This window comes from Paenibacillus sp. FSL H7-0940, assembly GCF_037979415.1.
Classification (GTDB): Bacteria; Bacillota; Bacilli; order Paenibacillales; family Paenibacillaceae; genus Paenibacillus; species Paenibacillus amylolyticus.
The window spans coordinates 3,201,232-3,221,982 of the sequence record NZ_CP150280.1; the positions used below are offsets into that span (position 1 = coordinate 3,201,232).

The following is a 20,751-nucleotide window of genomic DNA, read 5'->3' on the forward strand; positions in this document are numbered from 1 at the left end:
TGATGATACGTTATTTCGATGTTTAACGGGTGGTTTATGCCCTTCTTCACTACAAGCAAATTCTATCTGTGTCCCTGCGACCCACCTCTATGTAGAAGAAAAAACGAATGCGTCTCAGTCCGTGGAGATGCATCCGTCTATGGTGTTCTAACGAAGTGGTGTCAGGTACAGCAGTACCATAAAGAAATGAAGAATACTGCCTGCTAACACAAAGAGATGCCAAATCGCATGGTGGTACGGAAATCCACGCCATACATAAAAGAGCGTACCAAGTGTATACATCAGGCCTCCAGCAACCAGCAACACAATGCCACCTGTAGGAATGGCCGCCATAAGAGGTTGCCAGGCAATAACGATCAGCCAGCCCATCGCAATATAGAAAATCGTGGACATGAATAGAAACTTTTTCGTAAAAAATGCCTTAAAGATCACGCCGAATAATGCGATACCCCAGATTATACCAAACAGGGTCCATCCAAGTGTACCGCGAACAGCAATAAACAAAAGCGGAGTGTAAGATCCCGCAATAAATAAATAAATGGAAGAATGGTCGAAAATCTCAAATAAATCTTTCACTTTTCCATCTTTCCATGCATGCACGAGTGTAGAACTTGTATAGAGCAACAGCATGGTGATTCCGTAGATCGTAAAACTGACCACATGCCAAGCCGTGCCTTTCATACTTGAAAATACAATCAATATCACCAGTGCAGCTACACTGAGTGCAGCGCCGATTCCATGTGTCACCGCATTGGCGACTTCTTCACGGCGAGAATAGGTATACGTATTGGCCATTTTCAACCGTCCTTTCTAACCCTTTGACATTGCCTGCTTCATTCCTCCATTATACACGTATTGCCAGTGACATTACACGTGACACTTATCACGTATATCACTGGCAATACGGTTAACATTATTAATTCATCCTATTATTAATGATTCTAGGAATTAGCTTCCTCTTCTTCAGCACTTTCCGCTGGCTGTTCCTGGATCAATCCGGCGAACAAAGCATGCACAAATTGCTCCGAATCAAACGGCTGCAGATCATCAATTTTTTCACCAAGTCCTACGAGCTTCACAGGCAAGTCCAGCTCCTGACGGATCGCAACAACGATCCCCCCTTTGGCTGTTCCATCCAGTTTCGTCAGTACGAGGCCAGTTACACCGCTTTTCTCACCGAAAAGTTTGGCTTGGTTCAAAGCATTCTGACCTGTTGTTGCATCTAGTACCATCAGTACTTCATGCGGAGCATCCGGAATTTCACGCTGAATGACACGATAGATCTTGTTAAGCTCGTCCATCAGGTTCGATTTATTTTGCAGACGACCTGCTGTATCACAGAGGAGAACATCCGCACCCCGTTGTTTCGCTGCTTGCACCGCGTCATACATAACCGCTGCTGGATCAGAACCAGATTGCTGTTTGATCACATCGACACCGGCACGTTGCCCCCATACTTCCAGCTGTTCAATGGCTCCGGCACGGAACGTATCTCCAGCTGCCATGATGACTTTTTTACCTTGTTGTTTAAATCGATGTGCCAGCTTGCCAATCGTTGTTGTTTTACCAACACCGTTAACACCAACGAACAAAATGACGGTAATGCCATCCGGGTTCATTTTCAATTCGTTATTCTGTTCACCGCGAAGAAGACCCGTCAGTTTCTCGGACAATACAGGCTGCAACTCAGCCGCATCCTCAATTTTGCGTTTTTTCACCTCAACGCGCAGGTCTTCGATCAGATTCATGACTGTATTCACACCAACGTCTGCTCCGATCAAAATCTCTTCCAGTTCTTCATAGAACTCTTCATCGATTTTTTTGCGACGGATTACGAGATCCGACACTTTTTCCACTAACCCTTTACGTGTCTTTTCCAATCCATCCTTAAACTGTTTGGTGACCGACTCCGTTTTGCTTGCAATGCTGTCTCTAAGCTTTTTAAAAAAACTCATAAAGCCCCTCCATCGTGTACATAATCTAAGCGGTTTTGCAAAAATGCTCAATCTGAATGATTTTCAATGATTACAATGAGTTCGTTTGTCTCGCAGGTTTGGATCAGATCAGGCAATTACTGCTTCCTCATCTTCCAGTTTAACCGAAACGAGCTTGGATACTCCGCCCTCTTCCATTGTAACACCGTACAGCACATCTGCCTCTTCCATCGTACCTTTACGATGGGTAACAACGATAAACTGTGTCTGTTCGGAGAATTCACGCAAGTACTGGGCAAAACGTACCACGTTAGCTTCGTCCAGTGCTGCCTCTACTTCATCCAACACGCAGAATGGTACCGGTTTGACATGCAGAATAGCAAATAATAAAGCCATCGCCGTCAAAGCCCGCTCCCCACCGGATAACAGTTGCAGGTTTTGCAGTTTCTTGCCTGGTGGCTGAGCCACGATATCTATTCCCGTTTCAAGCAAGCGCTCCGGGTCCATCAGAACAAGGTCAGCACGTCCCCCGCCAAACAGCTTGCTAAACACGGTACCAAACTCACGGCGGATGGCATCAAACGTGATCTTGAATCGCTTCGCCATCTCGTCTTCCATTTCCCGAATAACCTGATACAACGTTGTTTTAGCTTCAACCAGGTCATTCTTCTGTTCACTCAGGAACTCGTATCGCTCATTGACTCGCTGGAACTCCTCAATCGCTCCCAGGTTCACATCACCCAGGGCGGATATACTGCGCTTCAGCTTCTGTACCTCTGCCTGTGTATGCTCCACGTCTTCCGGCACAGGATAACGCTCTTTGGCCAGTTCATAGCCTAGTTCGTATTCATCCGTCAGTTTTCGCAGTATATTTTCCAGCTCAACATCCAGCCGGTTCACGGAAATTTCCGTCTGTCGCATCTGCTCTTCCACAGCTTTTAACTGCGTGCGCTGTTCCTTCGTTTCGCTCTCTGCAAGCTCAAGCTTTTTCGACAACTCACTTCGGGCAGCACGTTTGAAGTCCAGCTCCTGGGAAGCTTCCGCTTTTTTCAGCTTGTACTGGTTCAGATCTTCAATCTGTTTAACACTCTCGGTCTGTGTTTTCTTGAGATCTGCTTCCATCGAAGCCAGCAACGTGCGATTCTGACGAAGATCTTTCACCAGCGACTCTACTTCCCTCTCCAGACGTCGCAATTGTTCTCCATTGGAGAATCGCTCCTGATCAAGCTTGCCTTCACGCACTTTCAATTCGGTGAGTTGGCTCTGCAATTCTTCCTTCGCAGATTCATTGGCTTTCCGAGCAAACTCGGCTGCATGAATGGCACGATGAGTCGCTTTTTCTTCCTCTTCAAGCTGCTCCAGCTTCTTCACAGCGACGATCCGAGCCGTATCCAGCTCTTTGATCTCTTCGGTAAAGCCACTCTTCTCCTGCCCGGCAACGGCAACCTGTTCAAGCACATGGCGAAGCTCATGCTCTACCTGTTTCATTTCCATCGAAGCCTGCTGTTCTGCATTTCGGGTATCATCACCGGACTGACGAAGTTCATCCAGTTTGTCCTGACACTGTTCCAGTTGAACTTTTACATCATCCACACTGCGATGCAGTTTCACGATTTGATTTTCCGTATCCAAAATATCCTGGTCGAGCTGGTCCAGCTGCCGTTTCCGGCTGAGCAGACTCACATTTTTCTTGTGCTGGCTACCACCTGTCATGGAACCACCCGCATTGACCACGTCACCTTCAAGCGTCACAACCCGGAAACGATACTGACAGCGAGCCGCAATTTTATTGGCGACCTCCAACGTTTCGGCAATAATAACATTACCGAGCAAGCTGCCAATGATTGAAGCATATTTGGATTCGAATTGTACAAGATCAGCACCGATCCCCACAAAACCCTCCATACCTTCAATCATAGAACGTTCAGCCGCTCCAATGGCACGAGGACGAATGACATCCAGAGGCAGGAACGTTGCACGCCCCAACTGGCGTTGCTTCAGAAAAGCAATTGCCTGTCTGGAAACTGATTCATTTTCCATGACCACATGCTGCAAGGATGCTCCCATTGCTGTTTCTACCGCAAGTTCGATCTTCTCGGGAACTTTTACGAGTTCAGCCACAGCTCCATGAACACCGCTCAGCGTACCTTTACGTGAAGCCTTCAGAACCTCCTTGACACCCAGCATGAATCCGTCAAAATCATCCTGCATCTCTTTCATCGTATCGCGGCGGGAAACTTGAGCTTCACGCTTCTGTTCCCATTTACGGACCGTACCCCGACTTTCTTCGAGCAGCTTCTGCAGCGACTGAAGTCGTTCACTTTCCGTAATGTAACCACCACGTAGATCGCTGATTTCTTTGCCCAAGCGAACAACTTTTTTCTCAATGTCCGTTTTGCGACTCTCCAGTGTCTCTTTCTGCTCTTCCCATTTGCCTGATTCTTCAGCCGCGCGATTCATTCTGCGCTCCAGCGTTTCTTTCTGCTGATCCACATAACGAATTTCATTGCGTGTCTGAGCCATCTGATTCATCAGTTCCAGCAAATTGCCTTTGAGGCTTTCCTCTTGCTGCTGACTAATGCCACCTGTGACACCGATGAGTTTGGCTTCTTCCTGAGACAGCTGATTTCTCACATCATTCAGTTCATGCTCAAGCTTGCCAAACTTCTCACGCAGTGCAAGCAGCTCGGTTTCCCGTTCGCGATGTCTCTCTTCACTGGCGGCAAGCGTTACTTTGAGCTGCTCCTGATTTGTTTGCAGATGGTGCGAGCGCTCCTTGAGCAATTCTCCAAGTCCTTCACTTTTCTCTGTCGCTTCACTGAATTGCAATAAAGCGGCTTGCAGTTGCTCTGTCTCTGTTTCCAGGATACGCAACGCATTCCGATCATTTTCCAGCTTGGCATCATGCGTAGAGACAATCGCCGCCAGTCCAACCTCTTCCTGTCTTAGCGATTGCAGGCGCTCATTTGCCTTACTCCAGGACGCATGAATCTGTTCGATCTGGTACACATACATGGAAATTTCCTGCGATTTGAGCTGAGAACGAAGTTCCTTATAGTGGATCGCTTTCTCCGATTGTTCCTTTAGCGGGCCAATCTGATCTTCCAGTTCAGTCACCAGATCATGAATACGTAGCAAATTTTGCTCTGTCTCATCCAGTTTGCGCGTCGCATCCCGCTTGCGGGATTTATATTTAACGATACCTGAAGCTTCTTCAAAGATACCTCTGCGATCCTCTGAACGGGTACTCAGAATCTCTTCGATTCGCCCCTGTCCAATAATCGAGTAGGCCTCCTTACCGATGCCGGTATCCATAAACAACTCCGTGATATCCTTCAAACGACAAGATTGTTTGTTAATAAAATATTCACTATCTCCGCTGCGATGTACACGACGAGTCACCGTCACCTCACCAAAATCCAATGCAAGTGCGTGATCTTCGTTATCAAGTGTTAGCGACACCTCACCGAAATTAACGGCTTTCCGTGCGTCACTGCCTGCAAAGATGATATCTTCCATCTTGCCACCACGCAGCGACTTGGCACTTTGTTCCCCCAGAACCCAGCGGATTCCGTCCGATATATTACTCTTTCCACTTCCGTTCGGACCTACAACAGCCGTAATGCCACGAACGAACTCCATCTCCGTTTTGTCGGCGAATGACTTGAATCCACCCAATTCAATCCGTTTTAAAAACATAGGGTTTCTCGTCACCTCCTCTTGCAAATTTCAAGTATTGCATTCAAGCGCCTAAATAAAATGAACTATTGTCATTACACATGACTACTTCGATTGCAGTACCATCCTCCGATCGCCCTTATCCCCAGATTTTCTTGATTCCCTTATCCAAGGGAAAAATCCGTTGATAAATGCGCACGCTTCGCTTCTTCAGATTGGTTCTGCACTCTTCGTTTTGTGTAAAATAACGTTCACTTATTTAGTTAACGATCAGGTAACCTTCTCCTGAACCTCTTTACAAAAAAAAGAGCAAAAAGCAGTCCGGCCGATTACTTCCGCCGGGGCGGACCCGCGGGCTGCTCTTTGCTCTTCGTTTGTCTATGCGCTATCGGTTAAGCTCCGGCTTCCGGAAGCTTCAGTCGATCAAGTGCTGCAGATGCAGCCTGTTGTTCCGCTTCCTTTTTGGAACGTCCTGTACCTCTGCCAAGTCGTTCTTGACCCATATGGACCTCCGAGACAAACTCACGTTCATGGGCAGGTCCCCGTTCCTCAACGATACGGTATTCCAAAGCTCCCATATTGTGATGCTGAGTAAGTTCCTGCAGTTCCGTTTTGTAATCACTCATTTGCAGCTTGCTGCCCAATACAATTAATGGGAAGACATGCTGATCAAGAAATGTCCGAACAGGCGCAAGCCCCTGATCCAGATACAATGCACCAATGAAAGATTCAAACACATCTGCAAGCAGAGCCGGCCGTGTCCGTCCTCCAGTTAGTTCCTCACCTTTACCAAGAAGTACATACTGCCCAAAACCCAACGCTTCAGCAAATTTGACGAGGGAAGGCTCACAGACAATGGATGCCCGCAGCTTAGTTAATTCACCTTCCGGACGGTTAGGATACAAATGATACAAGTACTCCGATACAGTCAGTTCCAGCACGGCATCGCCCAGAAACTCCAGACGCTCATTGTCCTGATGCTGACTGAACCGGTGTTCGTTTACATAAGAAGCATGGGTAAACGCTTGTTTTAAAAGCTGCCTGTTGTCAAATTTGATTTGAAGTTTATGTTGTAACTGCTTCAGATCTTCACTCAAACGAACTAGCCCCTTATGCTTCAAATTTTTTGAGAATAATGGTGGCATTGTGACCGCCGAATCCAAATGAATTGGACATGGCAATATTAACTTTGGTTTGACGTGGAACATTTGGTACATAATCCAGATCACATTCCGGGTCCTGATTTTCCAGGTTAATCGTTGGAGCCAGTGTCTGATGTGTCAGTGACAATCCGCAGATAACCGCTTCTACACCACCAGCAGCACCAAGCATGTGGCCCGTCATGGATTTAGTGGAACTCACAGCGAGCTTGTACGCATGATCACCAAACGCCTTTTTGATCGCAAGCGTTTCGGATCTGTCGCCTACAGGCGTCGAAGTTCCGTGTGCATTAATGTAGTCCACTTCTTCAGGCTCAATGCCCGCATTACGAAGTGCCATCTTCATGCAACGTGCTGCTCCGTCCGGATCTGGTTCTGTCATGTGATGTGCATCGCCTGTCAGACCGTAACCGATCACTTCACCATAAATGCGTGCACCACGTTTTTGAGCATGTTCCAGGGATTCCAGAATCATAACACCAGCGCCTTCGCCCATAACAAAACCATCACGTTCTGTATCAAAAGGACGGCTTGACTTCGCAGGATCATCATTACGTGTAGACATTGCGCGCATCGCACAGAACCCTGCAAGACCCGTTGGTCTGATTGTTGCTTCCGCACCACCACAGATCATGGCATCTGCATCACCATTGGCAATCAGCTTGAAGGAATCTCCGATGGAGTGTGTACCTGTTGCACAAGCGGTAACAACGTTAATGTTAGGACCTTTGGCACCAAGAGAAATGGACATTTGGCCTGAAGCCATGTTGGAGATCATCATGGGAATAAAGAATGGGCTTACCCGTTTTGGACCTTTTTGCAACAATGCATTATGTTGGTCCTCCCACGTACCCAATCCACCAATACCTGATCCGATGGATACACCGAAACGCTCTGCATCAATATTCTCGTTAATTTTCAGACCACTGTCTTCAACGGCTTTGAAGCCGGCTGCCACAGCGAACTGTACAAAACGATCCATTTTGCGAGCATCCTTGCGATCCATATATTCTTCCGGGTTGAAATCCTTGATCTCGGCTGCAATCTGTGTCGTGTATTCACTAACATCAAACGCCTCAATCTGAGAAATTCCGGACTTTCCTGCCATTAAACTGCCCCAGAACGTTTCCAAATCTTTTCCGAGCGATGTCATTACGCCCATTCCGGTAATTACTACTCTTTGTTTCAAACCGAGTCACCTCTATATCGACTGCATTACGCAAGTATTTTGTGGGAATATCCGCAAACAGACATCTACTCAACCAAGATAGGCTTGCTTGAGTAGAGCTGCTTGCGGAATGAGAAAAACCAATGAATGATGAGAAGTCCCGCCTGTTCGAAAACATGTGCGGGACTAAAAATGACTTTAGGTATGAGATTGTATGTAGTTTACAACTTCACCTACGGTCGTGATTTTTTCTGCATCTTCATCAGAGATTTCCAAATCAAATTCATCTTCCAATTCCATGACCAATTCCACTACATCCAAAGAATCAGCACCCAAATCTTCTTTGAAAGATGCTTCAAGTGTAACTTCAGCTTCGTCTGCGCCCAAGCGGTCGACGACGATGCGTTTTACACGCTCCAATACATCGGACATCCGGTTCACCTCCTTCTTTGGTATTATACGAGAATCGCAGGCAAAATGCCATAGAAGACATATGCGGCTCCCGGCCGGGGAACCCGGCCTTTTTCCGGCATTTCGGATCGTCCAGCGCCTGTTCCCCGACTACTGTTTAAGTCCGGGAAGAATTACATGTACATGCCACCATCGACATGTAGCGTCTGCCCTGTCATATAAGATGAAGCCTGTGAAGCCAGGAAAGTGACTACACCGGCGATTTCATCCGGCTGACCCAAACGGGACAACGGAATACCACTTAGCATACCGTCCACCAGCTCCTGGGACAACTCTTTTGTCATATCTGTCTCAATGAATCCTGGTGCAACACAGTTAACTGTGATTCCACGAGAAGCCAGTTCACGAGCAGATGCCTTTGTCAGGCCAATGACACCTGCCTTGGCAGCAACATAGTTCGCTTGTCCAGCATTACCGAGCACACCTACAACCGAGGAGATATTGATAATTCTTCCCGACCGTTGTTTCATCATTGGACGTGTAACCGCCTTAAGGCAGTTAAACACACCTTTGAGATTGGTTTCAATAACCTGATCGAATTCTTCCTCTTTCATACGCATGATCAGATTATCACGGGTAATTCCAGCATTGTTCACCAGAATATCAACGTTGCCCCATGCTTCGAGTGTAGCTTTGACCATTTGTTCAGCTTCATCCATCAGGCCAACATTGGCTTGAAGTGTAATCGCCTTGACTCCTTTGGCACGAATCGCTTCTGCCACTTCCTCAGCTGCCGCTTGGCTACCCGCATAATTCACGGCTACGTTCGCTCCAGCTTCTGCAAGTGCCAGTGCAATACTGCGCCCAATGCCCCGGGATGCCCCGGTAACGAGTGCATTTTTACCTTCTAATGGTTTAGACATAATAATTCCTCCTTTCCCCAAATCTATATCAGTTCAACCAAAGAATGTTTACACTTGCCACTCCGATGACAGAATAACCTTCCGATCGCTGTTATCCCCAGATTTTTTGATTCCCTTTTCTAAAGTATCCGGTGATAGCGTATGCTTCCGATGTAGCTTTCTTTCAGAAAGCTTTTAGGCGAACACTCCGCTTCTTCAGGTTTTTTCTGTCCTCTCCGTTCTCGTGTAAAAAGTTTAGTTTAACTCATATAATTCCTTCTAATTCACTTGCCGTTGCTTCGAGCGTTTCAAGACTGTTCACATTGTACAGTTTTACGGTTTTATCTGTTTTTTTAATCAAACCGGTCAATACACTGCCAGATCCAATCTCGATGAACGTATCCACACCTTGCTCAATAAGCCATGTCACACTGTCTTCCCATAATACAGGAGAATAGACCTGAGCTGTCAACAAATCCTGAACCTGTCCATCCTCTGCAGGTCTTGCAGTCACATTAGCGACTACAGGGACCGATGCCGGTGAGAACGTAACGGTTTTCAGTTTCTCTGCCAGCTTCTCAGCCGCACCCTTCATCAATGAAGAGTGGAACGGACCACTTACTTCCAATGCAATGGCGCGTTTACCGCCTGCTTCTTTCACTCGTTCCGCAACAGCAGCTACGCCTTCCTTCACACCAGAAATGACGATTTGTCCCGGACAATTAATGTTGGCAAGTTCAACCGCATGACCACTTTCAGATACGTCACGGCAAAGCACCCCCAGCGCTTCCCGATCCGCACCCAACACAGCAGCCATCGCTCCTTGTCCACCCGGTACTGCCTGTTCCATATACTGACCACGTGCCCGCACAGTGCTCACTGCGTCAGCAAACGAAAGAACGCCCGCTGCCACCAGTGCACTATATTCTCCCAGACTGTGTCCAGCCGTATAGTCAGGCTGAATTCCTTTTTCTTTGAAAGCTTCTAGCAAGGCAATACTTGCTGTCAACAGAGCCGGTTGTGTATTTGATGTCTGTTTCAACTCGGTCTCCGGTCCTTCAAATACAAGGTTGCTCAGCGAGAAACCCAATGTTTCATCTGCTGTGCGAAAAATTTCGGTTGCCGCAGGCACGGACTCATACGCGTCCTTGGCCATGCCTACAGCCTGTGATCCCTGTCCGGGAAATACAAATGCTATTTTACCCATCTCATTCATCTCCCAGATGTCTATTTTACCAAACGAGTACCGATGCACCCCATGTCAAACCGCCACCGAATCCAACCATCAGAACGGTATCTCCGGCTTTCATGCGACCTTCCTCCGCTGCTTCTACCAGAGCAAGCGGTATGGAAGCAGCAGAGGTGTTTGCATACTTATCCACGTTGACTACAACCTTTTCTTCAGGAAGTTCAAGTCGTTGCATCGCAGATTGGATAATTCGAATATTCGCTTGGTGAGGAACAAACAGATCCACATCCGTACGCTCCATACCAGCCTTGCGTAATACCTCAATGGTAGCCGTCCCCATGACACGTACCGCAAACTTAAACACTTCACGACCGTTCATGTTGATGTAATGTTTTTTATTTTCAACGGTCTCTGCAGTAGCAGGCAGACGGGAACCGCCGCCTTCCATCTGAAGAAGACTACCGCCAGCACCTTCAGCACCGAGATCGAACGCTTTGAATCCGCGACCTTCCGGAACTTCACCAACAACTACCGCGCCTGCTCCATCACCAAAGAGGACACATGTGTTACGGTCTGTATAATCCGTAATACGAGACAAGCAGTCCGCACCAATGACAAGTGCATTGTTGTACATACCGCTTTGGATGAAGCTCGTAGCACTAGCCAAACCGTATACAAATCCGGAACAAGCAGCCGACAGATCAAATGCCGCGGCACCTTTTGCACCCAATTTGTCCTGCAAGATGCAGGCTGTCGATGGGAACGAAGAATCCGGAGTAATGGTTGCAACAATAATCAGATCAAGATCACTGCCTGTCATGCCTGCAGATTCAAGGGCTTTAATAGCCGCCTCATATGCCAGATCAGAAGTTGCCTGATCGGGTGCAGCGATGTGACGCTCTTTGATTCCTGTACGACTGACGATCCACTCGTCATTGGTATCGACCATTTTCTCCAGATCGCTATTTGTCAAAATTTTCTCAGGCACATATTTCCCTGTACCAATAATCCCTACTGGGCGCAAATTATTCATATCGTCACTCACTTCCCGCTAATTTCCTTAGATATGCTCTCTACCAGCTGATTCTGCACTGCAATCCGAGCTTGGCGCACAGCATTTTTGATGGCATTGCCATCAGCAGATCCATGACTTTTCACAACCAGTCTGCTCAAACCGAGGAGTGGCGCTCCGCCATGCTCCGTATAATCCAGCTTTCGTTTCAACCCACGCAGCTCAGGCATTAGTACAGCTGCAGCCAGTTTACTTTTGAGAGAAGATGAAAATTGTTCCTTAAGCAAGGCGAAAATGGCACCTGCTGTGCCTTCCAGCGACTTCAGCAGGATATTCCCTGCAAAACCGTCACATACAAGCACATCACAAGCGCCAGTCAGCACATCACGTGCCTCAACATTACCGACAAAACGAATTGGGAGTTGTTCCAGTAAAGGGTATGCATGTTTGGTCAACTCATTTCCTTTGCCTGGCTCTGTTCCTACATTGAGCAAGCCCACTCGTGGGGACTCAATGCCCTGTACTTTTTGCCGATACAAACTGCCCATCAAGCCATATTGTGCAAGGTGCTCCGGTTTGGCATCCATATTCGCTCCTAGATCCAGCGCAAGCACACCTACATCATCAATCGTTGGAATCATAGGCGCAAGCGCCGGACGTTCAATGCCTTCCATGCGACCTACAACAAGCAAACCCGCTGTCATGAGCGCTCCAGTATTGCCCGCCGAGATCATCGCGTCCGCTTCGCCCTCTTTCAGCATACGGCCTGCGACCACCATGGAGGCATCCTTTTTGCGACGCACTGCTTTGACGGGTTCATCATCCGAACCAATAACTTCGGAAGCATGCCGGACCGTAAGATTGGCAGGTCTCACACCTGACTGACTCAAAAGAGGTTCCAGCTTGGCTTCATCGCCGATCAGTACGATCTGTGTATCCGCCCATTCCGTGGCTGCGGCAATCGCACCTTCTACCGTTGATGCAGGTGCATTGTCGCCTCCCATGGCATCAATGACGATTTTCATTCCAAATGACCTCCTTCTCCGCTGTCTTCTCCACCTGAATGGTAGATTACAAAGTTGCCTTGAAACACCATTTCTTCACCTACATAAGTGAATACTTCCACTTTGGCTTTGCCCTTTTGACCCGGAATCGATCTCACATAAGCCTTTGCAATACATTTCTCTCCCAAATGAACCGAACGGACAAAGCGAATGTCTGCTGATGCAGTCAACGCGATCTCGTCATTAATAATCGCTACAGCCAAGGAGTTGGCCTGTGCAAAGACATAGTGTCCGCGTGCAATCCCTGTTCTGGAAAACACGTGTTCTTCCTTAATCTCAAACAGGGAAATCCCGCTCTTATCCAGTTGCAGATCCACAATATCACCGATAATCTCATGCAAGGGCAACGAGCGTACCTGATCATACGAGAGCTCTGCCATCAGTTTCATCCGCTCCCGAAGTTCGGGTATTCCAAGTTCCAGCCTGTCAAGACGAATCGTCTGAATACTCACCTTCAATTGGCGTGTAAGTTCCTGATCCGTCACAAACGGGTTCTCTTCTATCATTCTGGTTAACTGCTGTTGCCTCTGTCTCTTCGGTACACGTTCGATGCCTGACACCCCCCGCTGTATCGTTTACGGAACCGTCCCGTCCGGCCAGTTCAACCATTCTTTCGTGTTGCTTCTATAGTTGCATCCCTGGTCACCAGGGTCGTTCTCAAACGGATTATGGTTCATCTATATGTAACGTCAAATCTTAGAACCTGGTACTAAACTATAGTATATCTCATCCCGTGTCAAAAAGAAAGACTGGCCTAACAAAAACAATTCACCCTTCTGGTGCAAGGATTTCATGCTTGTTAGCTCACTCTACCTACACTCTCTAATCCAAAAAAAGTAGCACCTCATCGAAATGAAGTGCTACTTAATGTCCAACTATTATTGAGAGATGATCTCTCTTGCTTTGTACGTTCCGCACACTTTGCACACGTGGTGACTAAGTTTAAGTTCGCCACATTGTTCACATTTCACCATGCCCGGTACAGCCAATTTAAAGTGAGTGCGACGTTTGTCGCGACGCGTCTTGGACGTTCTCCGTTGAGGTACTGCCATTATTCCCACCTCCTTATCAAAATCAACCTTTGCAGGTAGTCTTAAAATGTTCGATTTTCAATCATGCTCATTTAAAAAAATCCTTGAGCCCTGCAAGCCGCGGATCAATAACCTCGTTATCACAACCGCAGTCACCTTCGTTCAGCTCATGGCCACACTTGGGGCATAACCCTTTGCATGTATCGCTACATAGCGGTATAAACGGAAGATCCAGCAGAAAAGCTTCCTCGGCATAACCCTTCAGATCAACGCTATCTCCATCCACATAGAGCGTATCATCGTCTTCGTGTAATTCCTTTGGCTGTTTTCCCTGCTTGAATTGCTCATGAAAATCAATATGAAAATGTTCATTGATCGGCTTAAGACAACGGGAGCACAACATGTCCACTCCTACAGTCAGCTTGCCATGAACATCCACAACGTCACCTTCTCTGAATTCTGCAGATAAGTCCGCAGTCAGCGGGGTAACGGCTGTGATATCTTGTCGGTTAGAAACCAGTTCCTTGATCTCCCACTGTTCGTTAAACTTCAGGGGACCATCACTGGTAGCCACTTTGCGAAATGGCATTAACATTTCCATCACTCCAAACGAAACCAATTTCATAATTCGTATCAAACGTATCACGACAGTTATACAGGTCAAGCCTGCTTTTGTAAAGCAATAAATCCTGACTGTATGTATTCTGACGAATCTTCGTTAAAAGTATTATGAAATTGACTTAACAAACAAAAATCATTATACCGATTTTTCAAGACGTTTGTCAACACTTTTAACTTTACACCCTATTTTAAAACCAATGGCCCAGAACCGTTTACTCCATCTGGTCTATTATAGACTCACTTTAAGATAAACTACAAGTCGTCATTTTAATTGTAGTTCCTTGCAAATAGCGGTCACATTTCGTTAACGTTTAGTGTGATCTATGTCACACAGACCCGCTTGCTCCCTATCTATACTTGCTATAAACCGAAGCATGATCAGCTCCATGACCGATTTATTATCCAACTATTTCATATTATATCGGGAGGGAAAATGTATGTTAAGCGAGCACACCATTAGAGTCATTAAATCTACAGTACCCGTACTTGAAGTCCACGGCGAAGCGATCACACGCCATTTCTATGAAACGATGTTCACAGCTCATCCGGAACTACTGAATATTTTCAATCACGCAAATCAGAAACAGGGACGACAGCAAGCCGCCCTCGCCAATATGGTATACACCGCTGCCCTGCATATCGATAATCTGTCCTCCATCCTGCCTGCCGTCCGGCAAGTTGCACATAAACATCGCAGCCTGGGTATCGTTCCCGAGCAATATGTGATTGTTGGCACCTATCTGCTTCAAGCCATCAAAGATGTACTTGGAGACGCGGCAACGGATGAAATTATCACGGCGTGGGGCGAAGCCTATAATGTCATTGCAGACGCCTTTATCGGGATTGAACAGGATATGTATACGGAAGCGGAAAACCAAACGGGTGGCTGGGAAGGGTTCCGTACCTTCAAGGTTGCCAAGAAAGTGCAGGAAAGTGAAATCATCACGTCCTTTTACCTCGTTCCAGACGATGGCCAGCCCATTGCTAGTTATGAACCGGGACAATACATCAGTATCAAAATCAAACCAGAGGCACAGTCATTTACCCAGATTCGTCAGTATAGCCTTTCAGATACCCCGGGTAAACCCCACTATCGCATTTCCGTTAAGCGTGAGCGAGGTGTATTAGAGCGTCCTGACGGAGTTATCTCAACGTATCTCCACGATCACATTGAAGAAGGTAGTCTGGTGGAGCTATCTGCTCCTGCTGGGGACTTCACGCTGATTGCAGACGATAAGCAGCCTGTTGTTCTCCTGAGTGGTGGTGTTGGCTTAACGCCCATGATCAGTATGTTAAATACGCTGGTTAACTTGAATGAAAATCGAACCATTACATTTTTGCACGCAAGTCCCAATGGTCAATCTCACGCGTTCCGTGATTATGTGGACAGTCTGGCCAAACGTAATCAGGGCGTTAAAGCTTATTATTGTTATACTCAACCTGAGGATGCTGATCGTGAAAATGAGTATTTTCATAAGGAAGGTTATATAGATGCGATCTGGCTTCGTCAAGTGATCGATGAACTGGATTCCACGTATTATCTGTGTGGACCGGTTTCGTTCATGCGGGCAGTGTATACGGAACTTCAGGCGCTTGGTGTTGCCGCGGACAACATTCATTATGAATTTTTTGGGCCCAAAGCAAGTCTATCTCCCACGCCGGAAAGTGTCTAAAGCGTGCTGATTTATTAAGTTGAAGAAGCCGTTCTCCGATTATCGAAAATCTGTAATATACAATAGATTTGCAGGCACAGTCTGACATCTGCTGATGTTGGATTTGTGCCTTTTTCTTGTCTGAATTGGTGCATGATTTGATCTAATACATGACATCCCCTATGATGGAATGGATGTTATACATACTCGGTTATCCAATCGAAAGGAGTACGTCTAATCATGAAAGCCGTAGGCGTTATTGTTGAATATAACCCCTTGCACAATGGGCATGTCTATCATTTGCAGGAAGCACGGCGGCTAAGCGGAGCAGACGCCGTTGTCGCAGTTATGAGCGGCCCTTTTCTCCAGCGTGGCGAACCCGCCATCGTGGGTAAAAGGGCACGCACCGAGATGGCGCTGCACGCAGGCGCGGATCTCGTGCTTGAACTGCCGGTTGCGTACGCGGTCCAACCGGCCGAGTGGTTTGCCTTCGGTGCGGTATCGCTGTTGCACCGCACCGGCGTTGTGGACTCGCTCTGCTTTGGCAGCGAGTCCGGCGACCTGGACAGCCTGCAGCGCATTGCGCGCGTGCTGGCTGTGGAGCCCGCAGGGATGCGCGAGGACATCGCGCGCCGCCTGCGGGAAGGCGCCAGCTACCCCGCCGCGTACGCAGGCGCGGCGGCAGCGCTGGCGCCCGGCGGCGTCGATGTTCACGACGCCGCTGCACTGCTGGAGCAGCCCAACAATTCGCTTGGGCTGCACTACCTGATCGCGCTGCAAAGACTTGGCAGCGCGATCCAGCCCTTTACGGTGGCGCGTACCGGTGCCGCGTATCATGAGGCGACGCCCGGGCCGGGGGCGATCGCCAGTGCCACAGCCGTCCGCCGCCTGCTAATCGCGGACGGACCCAACGCCGCCGCGCCATACGTGCCGGCGGCAACTCTTGCCATTCTGCATCGCGAATGGCAGGAAGGGCGCGCTCCCATACACTGGGAGCGCTTTGCACAGCCGCTGTTGCACCTTGCGGCCACCCGCCGTGCCTCCGAGCTGGAACGCATCGCCGAAGTCACGGAAGGCCTGGAACACCGGCTGAGCCGTGCACTCGCTCAGCTCCCGGAGCCTTCAGTCGAAGCACTCCTGAATGCAATGAAGACCAAACGATACACACGCACCAAGCTCCAGCGTATGCTCGCACACCTGCTCCTGAATCACACCAAAGCCGAGTGTTCACCAGAGCAATTGGCTGCCGGACCCGGATATCTCCGAGTCCTCGGATTTAATGCTCAAGGGCAGAGCCTGCTTAAACAAATGAAGAAGACTGCATCGCTTCCTGTTGTACTGAAACCGTCGACGTTCACACACAATCAGCTGGAACTGGATATACAAGCTCAGGTTGCGTATGGGCTCGCTTGCGAGCATAAGGACACACGCAAGATGTTTAGTGACTACTATGAGTCGCCTGTGAGACTGTAATCCGCTTTTGACCATAAGCTTCATCTCTATAGAGCTTTTTATTCCATCATCAAACAGATCATTGATATCCACTATTCGACACTCAACTATATAATTAAAAAATCCCCTTGCTGCGCGCCGCTCAGGGCACCTCGCAACAAGGGGATTTCCTTATTCACTTCTCTTGTTCTCTTAATTCTTTTTCTCTTAAATCTTTTGGGTATCTCTACCCCTTTGGGTCTAGTGAGTCTGTTGATCTTCTCAAAACTCTTGATCACACTTCATTCCACTGTAATCAATTATTCCGATTTTATCCGTTCTTTATCCATCCGCTTCAACGTTGGCTCGATCTCTTCCCGCCCGTTTAAAATCCTATGATTTTACGGACAAGGATTTCAAATAAGCCAACGCATCATCCACCGTGCTTACAGGCACAAGTTTCATTTTGGTGCCGATCTGTTCAGCCTTGGCTGCTGCTTCTTTATAGTTATCCTTCGGTACAAAGAAGATCTCCGCTTCTTTTCGATCAGCGGCTACAATCTTGTGTACTACACCACCAATGGCACCCACCACACCCTCCTTGGTAATGGTACCTGTACCCGCAATTCGATGCCCCTTGGTCAGATCTCCAGGTGTTAACTGGTTATAGATCTCCAACGTAAACATCAAGCCGGCAGACGGACCACCAACCTGAGTATCGGTGAAGGAGATCTGTTTGTCTGGCTCTTCAGCTTTCACCTTCTGAACCGTACCAATCATTACTCCGAGTCCCGGGCGGGTTTCACCCGTTTTACTGTCTTTTACCTGAATCAGTTTCACGTCCCGGCTAATGGTCTCTCCACCACGTTCCAGTTGCATTTCAACCGTATCTCCGACCTTTTTATCTTTTAACTCGGCAGAAAGCACGGTATTATCCGGCGTAGCTGTTCCGTTCACTCCCAGAATGATATCTCCCGGAGCAATGTCTCCTTCCGGTTTTGGATCTTCGGACAGTCCAAATACAAAGATATGTTCAGGTACAATAGAGTAAGTCACACCAGCCTGCTCATATGCAGCCTCCATTGCGGAGGATTGTGAGTCACTCATGAACCACACCTGTTCGGCAGAGTATTCCGCTTCGCTTTTGCCGCGCAGTCGGTCTTCCTTTTTATCCACTTGAGCATTTTTATTGAACAGAGAGGTTCCTAGCAAAAACACATTGGCATATGTTGCCGACACGGTTGTCATCATAAACACACCGTGTTCTTCCTGGTCTCCACCCTTAACTGTTACCATTGGTTTTACTTCATCTGCACTGCCAGGCATATATATGATATACGGCGTTGGCATGTACACGGCAACATAGACGACCAGAGCCACCACGATCACAAAGATCGAAGCTCTGAATCCGCCAGATTTCCGAATCCGATTCATCGCATGAGCCTCCGTTCTTTGTATCTCTATATAAGCTGAACTCTACACTAATCAGCGATCGTAATTCCATCTTGTTTAATCATTTTTTCAAGTCTAACACTCTGGTCCTTGTGCATACAATGGTACAGGCCGGATAGGCCGCTGTATACAATAGCCTGTCCGGTCAAGGCCGAACCGCCCTTCGGGCGTCATTCGGCCGTCCATAACGATTCAGATGCCAAATCGGCGTTATCTGATATGAGGTGAAACGATGACATTACAGAGCGAGGTTAGAGATTCTGGCCCGTTACGAACGATAATCCTAAGTACCGGCGCTTTAATGTTGGTCATTGCGGTAGTTGCGTCCCCCAAACAAGCGTTTGATGCCTCTATTCAAGGTCTGGATATATGGTGGAAAATCATCTTCCCTGCCATGCTCCCGTTCCTCATGTTATCCCAAATGCTCACTGCGTTTGGCTTCACCCACGCGATCGGCGCCTTGCTTGGACCGTTAATGCAACGCTGGTTCAGACTCCCAGGCAACGCAGGTCTGGCGATTGCCGTTGGCATGTGCGGCGGATTCCCCGCAGGAGCAGATGCGGTATCCCGTTTATTTCAGGATAGACAAATTACCGCCAAGCAGGCGGTTGTCCTTGCGGCGGCATCTCATTTTGCCAATCCAATGATGATCATACTGGTCGTCGGTGCTGCTTTTCTCCACCAGCCAGCGGCCGGATATTTTCTACTCGTGGTCCACTGGATCAGCGGTTGGATTGCTGCCATTCTTGCCACACGTCTCCTGCCTGCACCGGGTAACCAGAAAGACAGAGTTAGCTCGACAGCAGTACAAGCAGATAACAGCTCTCTTGATTCTCAGCCTGCAAGTTCCACAAGTCGCTCATCTGCACCGAACCACGCAACGTTCAAACGACGCAGTATATGGTCCGATATGATGATTGCAGCCAGGGAAGCCCATCGTCGTGATGGAAGGGGATTTGGCAAACTGTTAGGTGACACCGTATCCCAAGCTGTGCAGACCTTAATGATGACTGGAGGATACATGATCGGTTTTGCCGTGTTTATCCGGTTGGTCTCCCTTTATCTGACTCCCGGGTCCTCTGCTGCGCTGTGGCCAGCCTTCTTCGAGCTTCACCTCGGCACCTATCATTTGAGCCAGACTTCATTAACACCCATGCTGCTCATGTCTCTACTTGCAGCCGTTCTGGGATGGGGTGGTTTATGCTCCCATCTGCAAGTCTCTGCTGTCTTGAAAACAACTGGTCCGGGCAGCAAATCGATGTTGTACTTTGCCGGAGTTCGTCTGACTCATGGATTAATCGCCTTTTTCATCAGTCTATTCCTATGGATGCCGTTCAGCCGTTATAGCACAGAAGTCTGGACCACATTACAGACGAATGCAGAGCAAGACCTCTCAACACCATTTGGTTGGCTACTCATACATAGTCCAGGTAACACATACACGATCAACACCATTTGGAGCATCTTCCCTGCTGCATGCATGGGACTTGCGTTACTTCTTGCAGTCATGGTTAGTCTATCAGGTCTTACCTTCTGGTTTAACCGCCGGTTTTCTCGCTGATTTTCTGACGGAGCGCAGCTTCCACTTCAGGTGAGACAAGATCTGTAACATCTCCATGATAATGAGCGATTTCTTTGACGATGCTGGAACTTAAATAGGAATACTTCGGATTTGTCATCATAAATATGGTTTCCGCATCCGGGTTCAACTTGCTATTGGTCGACGCCAATTGCAACTCGTATTCAAAATCAGTTACCGAGCGTATACCACGAACGATGACCTGAGCTTCCTTTTGCCGGACGTAATTGGCTGTCAGATCGCGGAAACTGTCCACTTCGACATTCGGTAGATGGCGGGTTACTTCCGTAATCAGTTCCTTGCGTTCCTCCACCGTAAACAGCGGATTTTTGCTCATATTGTTCAACACAGCCACAATGACGCGATCAAATTGCTTCGACGCTCTGGCGATAATATCCAGATGCCCCATCGTTACGGGATCAAAACTTCCAGGATATACGGCGATCCGTTCCTGTCGATGTATCATT

18 protein-coding genes are annotated in these 20,751 nt (G+C 48.0%); 3 read left to right on the forward strand and 15 right to left on the reverse strand.

Annotated elements, in window-relative coordinates:
* Positions 1 to 147 precede the first annotated feature (147 nt).
* From MHB71_RS14010 to MHB71_RS14070, 13 genes are all read right to left on the reverse strand, one after another.
* A complete protein-coding gene (locus MHB71_RS14010; RefSeq protein ID WP_017689222.1) occupies positions 148 to 795 on the reverse strand; it encodes a hemolysin III family protein in 648 nt (215 codons plus the stop codon).
* Positions 796 to 941: 146 nt separating this feature from the next.
* Positions 942 to 1,955, reverse strand: coding sequence for a signal recognition particle-docking protein FtsY (gene ftsY, locus MHB71_RS14015; RefSeq protein ID WP_036609455.1), 1,014 nt, complete (start codon positions 1,953 to 1,955; stop codon positions 942 to 944).
* Positions 1,956 to 2,063: 108 nt separating this feature from the next.
* Complete coding sequence (gene smc / locus MHB71_RS14020; RefSeq protein WP_340029940.1) at positions 2,064 to 5,633, reverse strand: chromosome segregation protein SMC; 3,570 nt, start codon at positions 5,631 to 5,633, stop codon at positions 2,064 to 2,066.
* Positions 5,634 to 6,004: 371 nt separating this feature from the next.
* Positions 6,005 to 6,709, reverse strand: coding sequence for a ribonuclease III (rnc, locus tag MHB71_RS14025; protein ID WP_036670338.1), 705 nt, complete (start codon positions 6,707 to 6,709; stop codon positions 6,005 to 6,007).
* Between the two features lie 13 nt (positions 6,710 to 6,722).
* The gene (gene fabF, locus MHB71_RS14030; protein ID WP_036609459.1) at positions 6,723 to 7,961 is read right to left on the reverse strand and encodes a beta-ketoacyl-ACP synthase II; all 1,239 of its coding nucleotides are present in this window, start codon (positions 7,959 to 7,961) and stop codon (positions 6,723 to 6,725) included.
* A 177-nt stretch (positions 7,962 to 8,138) separates the two neighbouring features.
* Positions 8,139 to 8,372 carry an acyl carrier protein gene (gene acpP, locus MHB71_RS14035; RefSeq protein ID WP_024630176.1) on the reverse strand — a complete coding sequence of 78 codons (234 nt, stop codon included), beginning with the start codon at positions 8,370 to 8,372 and terminating at the stop codon, positions 8,139 to 8,141.
* Between the two features lie 152 nt (positions 8,373 to 8,524).
* On the reverse strand, positions 8,525 to 9,274 hold the full coding sequence (fabG, locus tag MHB71_RS14040; RefSeq protein WP_017689228.1) for a 3-oxoacyl-[acyl-carrier-protein] reductase: 750 nt from the start codon (positions 9,272 to 9,274) through the stop codon (positions 8,525 to 8,527).
* 244 nt (positions 9,275 to 9,518) lie between these two features.
* Entirely contained in the window at positions 9,519 to 10,460 is a 942-nt protein-coding gene (gene fabD / locus MHB71_RS14045; protein ID WP_036609461.1) for an ACP S-malonyltransferase, read from the reverse strand.
* 25 nt (positions 10,461 to 10,485) lie between these two features.
* Positions 10,486 to 11,475 (reverse strand): beta-ketoacyl-ACP synthase III, encoded by a 990-nt coding sequence (locus MHB71_RS14050; RefSeq protein ID WP_036610885.1) that lies wholly within the window; start codon positions 11,473 to 11,475, stop codon positions 10,486 to 10,488.
* Positions 11,476 to 11,483: 8 nt separating this feature from the next.
* Positions 11,484 to 12,479 carry a phosphate acyltransferase PlsX gene (plsX, locus tag MHB71_RS14055; RefSeq protein ID WP_017689231.1) on the reverse strand — a complete coding sequence of 332 codons (996 nt, stop codon included), beginning with the start codon at positions 12,477 to 12,479 and terminating at the stop codon, positions 11,484 to 11,486.
* Positions 12,476 to 13,024 carry a transcription factor FapR gene (fapR, locus tag MHB71_RS14060; protein ID WP_047842457.1) on the reverse strand — a complete coding sequence of 183 codons (549 nt, stop codon included), beginning with the start codon at positions 13,022 to 13,024 and terminating at the stop codon, positions 12,476 to 12,478. The genes plsX and fapR overlap by 4 nt, the downstream gene beginning before the upstream one ends.
* Before the next feature lie 372 nt (positions 13,025 to 13,396).
* On the reverse strand, positions 13,397 to 13,570 hold the full coding sequence (rpmF, locus tag MHB71_RS14065; RefSeq protein ID WP_017689233.1) for a 50S ribosomal protein L32: 174 nt from the start codon (positions 13,568 to 13,570) through the stop codon (positions 13,397 to 13,399).
* Between the two features lie 67 nt (positions 13,571 to 13,637).
* Positions 13,638 to 14,144 carry a DUF177 domain-containing protein gene (locus MHB71_RS14070; protein ID WP_047842456.1) on the reverse strand — a complete coding sequence of 169 codons (507 nt, stop codon included), beginning with the start codon at positions 14,142 to 14,144 and terminating at the stop codon, positions 13,638 to 13,640.
* Between the two features lie 463 nt (positions 14,145 to 14,607).
* Between MHB71_RS14070 and hmpA the strand changes: the two genes are divergently transcribed.
* Both hmpA and MHB71_RS14080 read left to right on the forward strand, forming a co-directional pair.
* Positions 14,608 to 15,843 (forward strand): NO-inducible flavohemoprotein, encoded by a 1,236-nt coding sequence (hmpA, locus tag MHB71_RS14075; RefSeq protein ID WP_340029943.1) that lies wholly within the window; start codon positions 14,608 to 14,610, stop codon positions 15,841 to 15,843.
* 219 nt (positions 15,844 to 16,062) lie between these two features.
* Positions 16,063 to 17,295: a nucleotidyltransferase gene (locus MHB71_RS14080; RefSeq protein WP_340029945.1), complete on the forward strand. Its 1,233-nt coding sequence runs from the start codon at positions 16,063 to 16,065 to the stop codon at positions 17,293 to 17,295.
* Positions 17,296 to 17,646: 351 nt separating this feature from the next.
* Here MHB71_RS14080 and MHB71_RS14085 read toward each other — a convergent pair whose 3' ends face one another.
* Complete coding sequence (locus MHB71_RS14085) at positions 17,647 to 18,687, reverse strand: SepM family pheromone-processing serine protease (RefSeq protein WP_076318510.1); 1,041 nt, start codon at positions 18,685 to 18,687, stop codon at positions 17,647 to 17,649.
* Positions 18,688 to 18,937: 250 nt separating this feature from the next.
* Here MHB71_RS14085 and MHB71_RS14090 point away from each other — a divergent pair, with 250 nt between their 5' ends.
* Positions 18,938 to 20,266, forward strand: coding sequence for a nucleoside recognition domain-containing protein (locus MHB71_RS14090; protein WP_340029946.1), 1,329 nt, complete (start codon positions 18,938 to 18,940; stop codon positions 20,264 to 20,266).
* Here the strand turns inward: MHB71_RS14090 and coaD are convergent.
* On the reverse strand, positions 20,244 to 20,750 hold the full coding sequence (gene coaD / locus MHB71_RS14095) for a pantetheine-phosphate adenylyltransferase (RefSeq protein ID WP_085981453.1): 507 nt from the start codon (positions 20,748 to 20,750) through the stop codon (positions 20,244 to 20,246). The genes MHB71_RS14090 and coaD overlap by 23 nt on opposite strands.
* Position 20,751 lies beyond the last annotated feature (1 nt).

Excerpts from the sequence above, each read along its gene's own strand:
- MHB71_RS14010 (WP_017689222.1), bottom strand. The coding sequence starts at position 795 with ATGGCCAATACGTATACCTATTCTCGCCGTGAAGAAGTCGCCAATGCG.
- ftsY (WP_036609455.1), bottom strand. The coding sequence starts at position 1,955 with ATGAGTTTTTTTAAAAAGCTTAGAGACAGCATTGCAAGCAAAACGGAG.
- smc (WP_340029940.1), bottom strand. The coding sequence starts at position 5,633 with ATGTTTTTAAAACGGATTGAATTGGGTGGATTCAAGTCATTCGCCGAC.
- acpP (WP_024630176.1), bottom strand. The coding sequence starts at position 8,372 with ATGTCCGATGTATTGGAGCGTGTAAAACGCATCGTCGTCGACCGCTTG.
- fabG (WP_017689228.1), bottom strand. The coding sequence starts at position 9,274 with ATGTCTAAACCATTAGAAGGTAAAAATGCACTCGTTACCGGGGCATCC.
- fabD (WP_036609461.1), bottom strand. The coding sequence starts at position 10,460 with ATGGGTAAAATAGCATTTGTATTTCCCGGACAGGGATCACAGGCTGTA.
- MHB71_RS14050 (WP_036610885.1), bottom strand. The coding sequence starts at position 11,475 with ATGAATAATTTGCGCCCAGTAGGGATTATTGGTACAGGGAAATATGTG.
- plsX (WP_017689231.1), bottom strand. The coding sequence starts at position 12,479 with ATGAAAATCGTCATTGATGCCATGGGAGGCGACAATGCACCTGCATCA.
- fapR (WP_047842457.1), bottom strand. The coding sequence starts at position 13,024 with ATGATAGAAGAGAACCCGTTTGTGACGGATCAGGAACTTACACGCCAA.
- rpmF (WP_017689233.1), bottom strand. The coding sequence starts at position 13,570 with ATGGCAGTACCTCAACGGAGAACGTCCAAGACGCGTCGCGACAAACGT.
- MHB71_RS14070 (WP_047842456.1), bottom strand. The coding sequence starts at position 14,144 with ATGTTAATGCCATTTCGCAAAGTGGCTACCAGTGATGGTCCCCTGAAG.
- hmpA (WP_340029943.1), top strand. The coding sequence starts at position 14,608 with ATGTTAAGCGAGCACACCATTAGAGTCATTAAATCTACAGTACCCGTA.
- MHB71_RS14080 (WP_340029945.1), top strand. The coding sequence starts at position 16,063 with ATGAAAGCCGTAGGCGTTATTGTTGAATATAACCCCTTGCACAATGGG.
- MHB71_RS14085 (WP_076318510.1), bottom strand. The coding sequence starts at position 18,687 with ATGAATCGGATTCGGAAATCTGGCGGATTCAGAGCTTCGATCTTTGTG.
- MHB71_RS14090 (WP_340029946.1), top strand. The coding sequence starts at position 18,938 with ATGACATTACAGAGCGAGGTTAGAGATTCTGGCCCGTTACGAACGATA.
- coaD (WP_085981453.1), bottom strand. The coding sequence starts at position 20,750 with ATGATACATCGACAGGAACGGATCGCCGTATATCCTGGAAGTTTTGAT.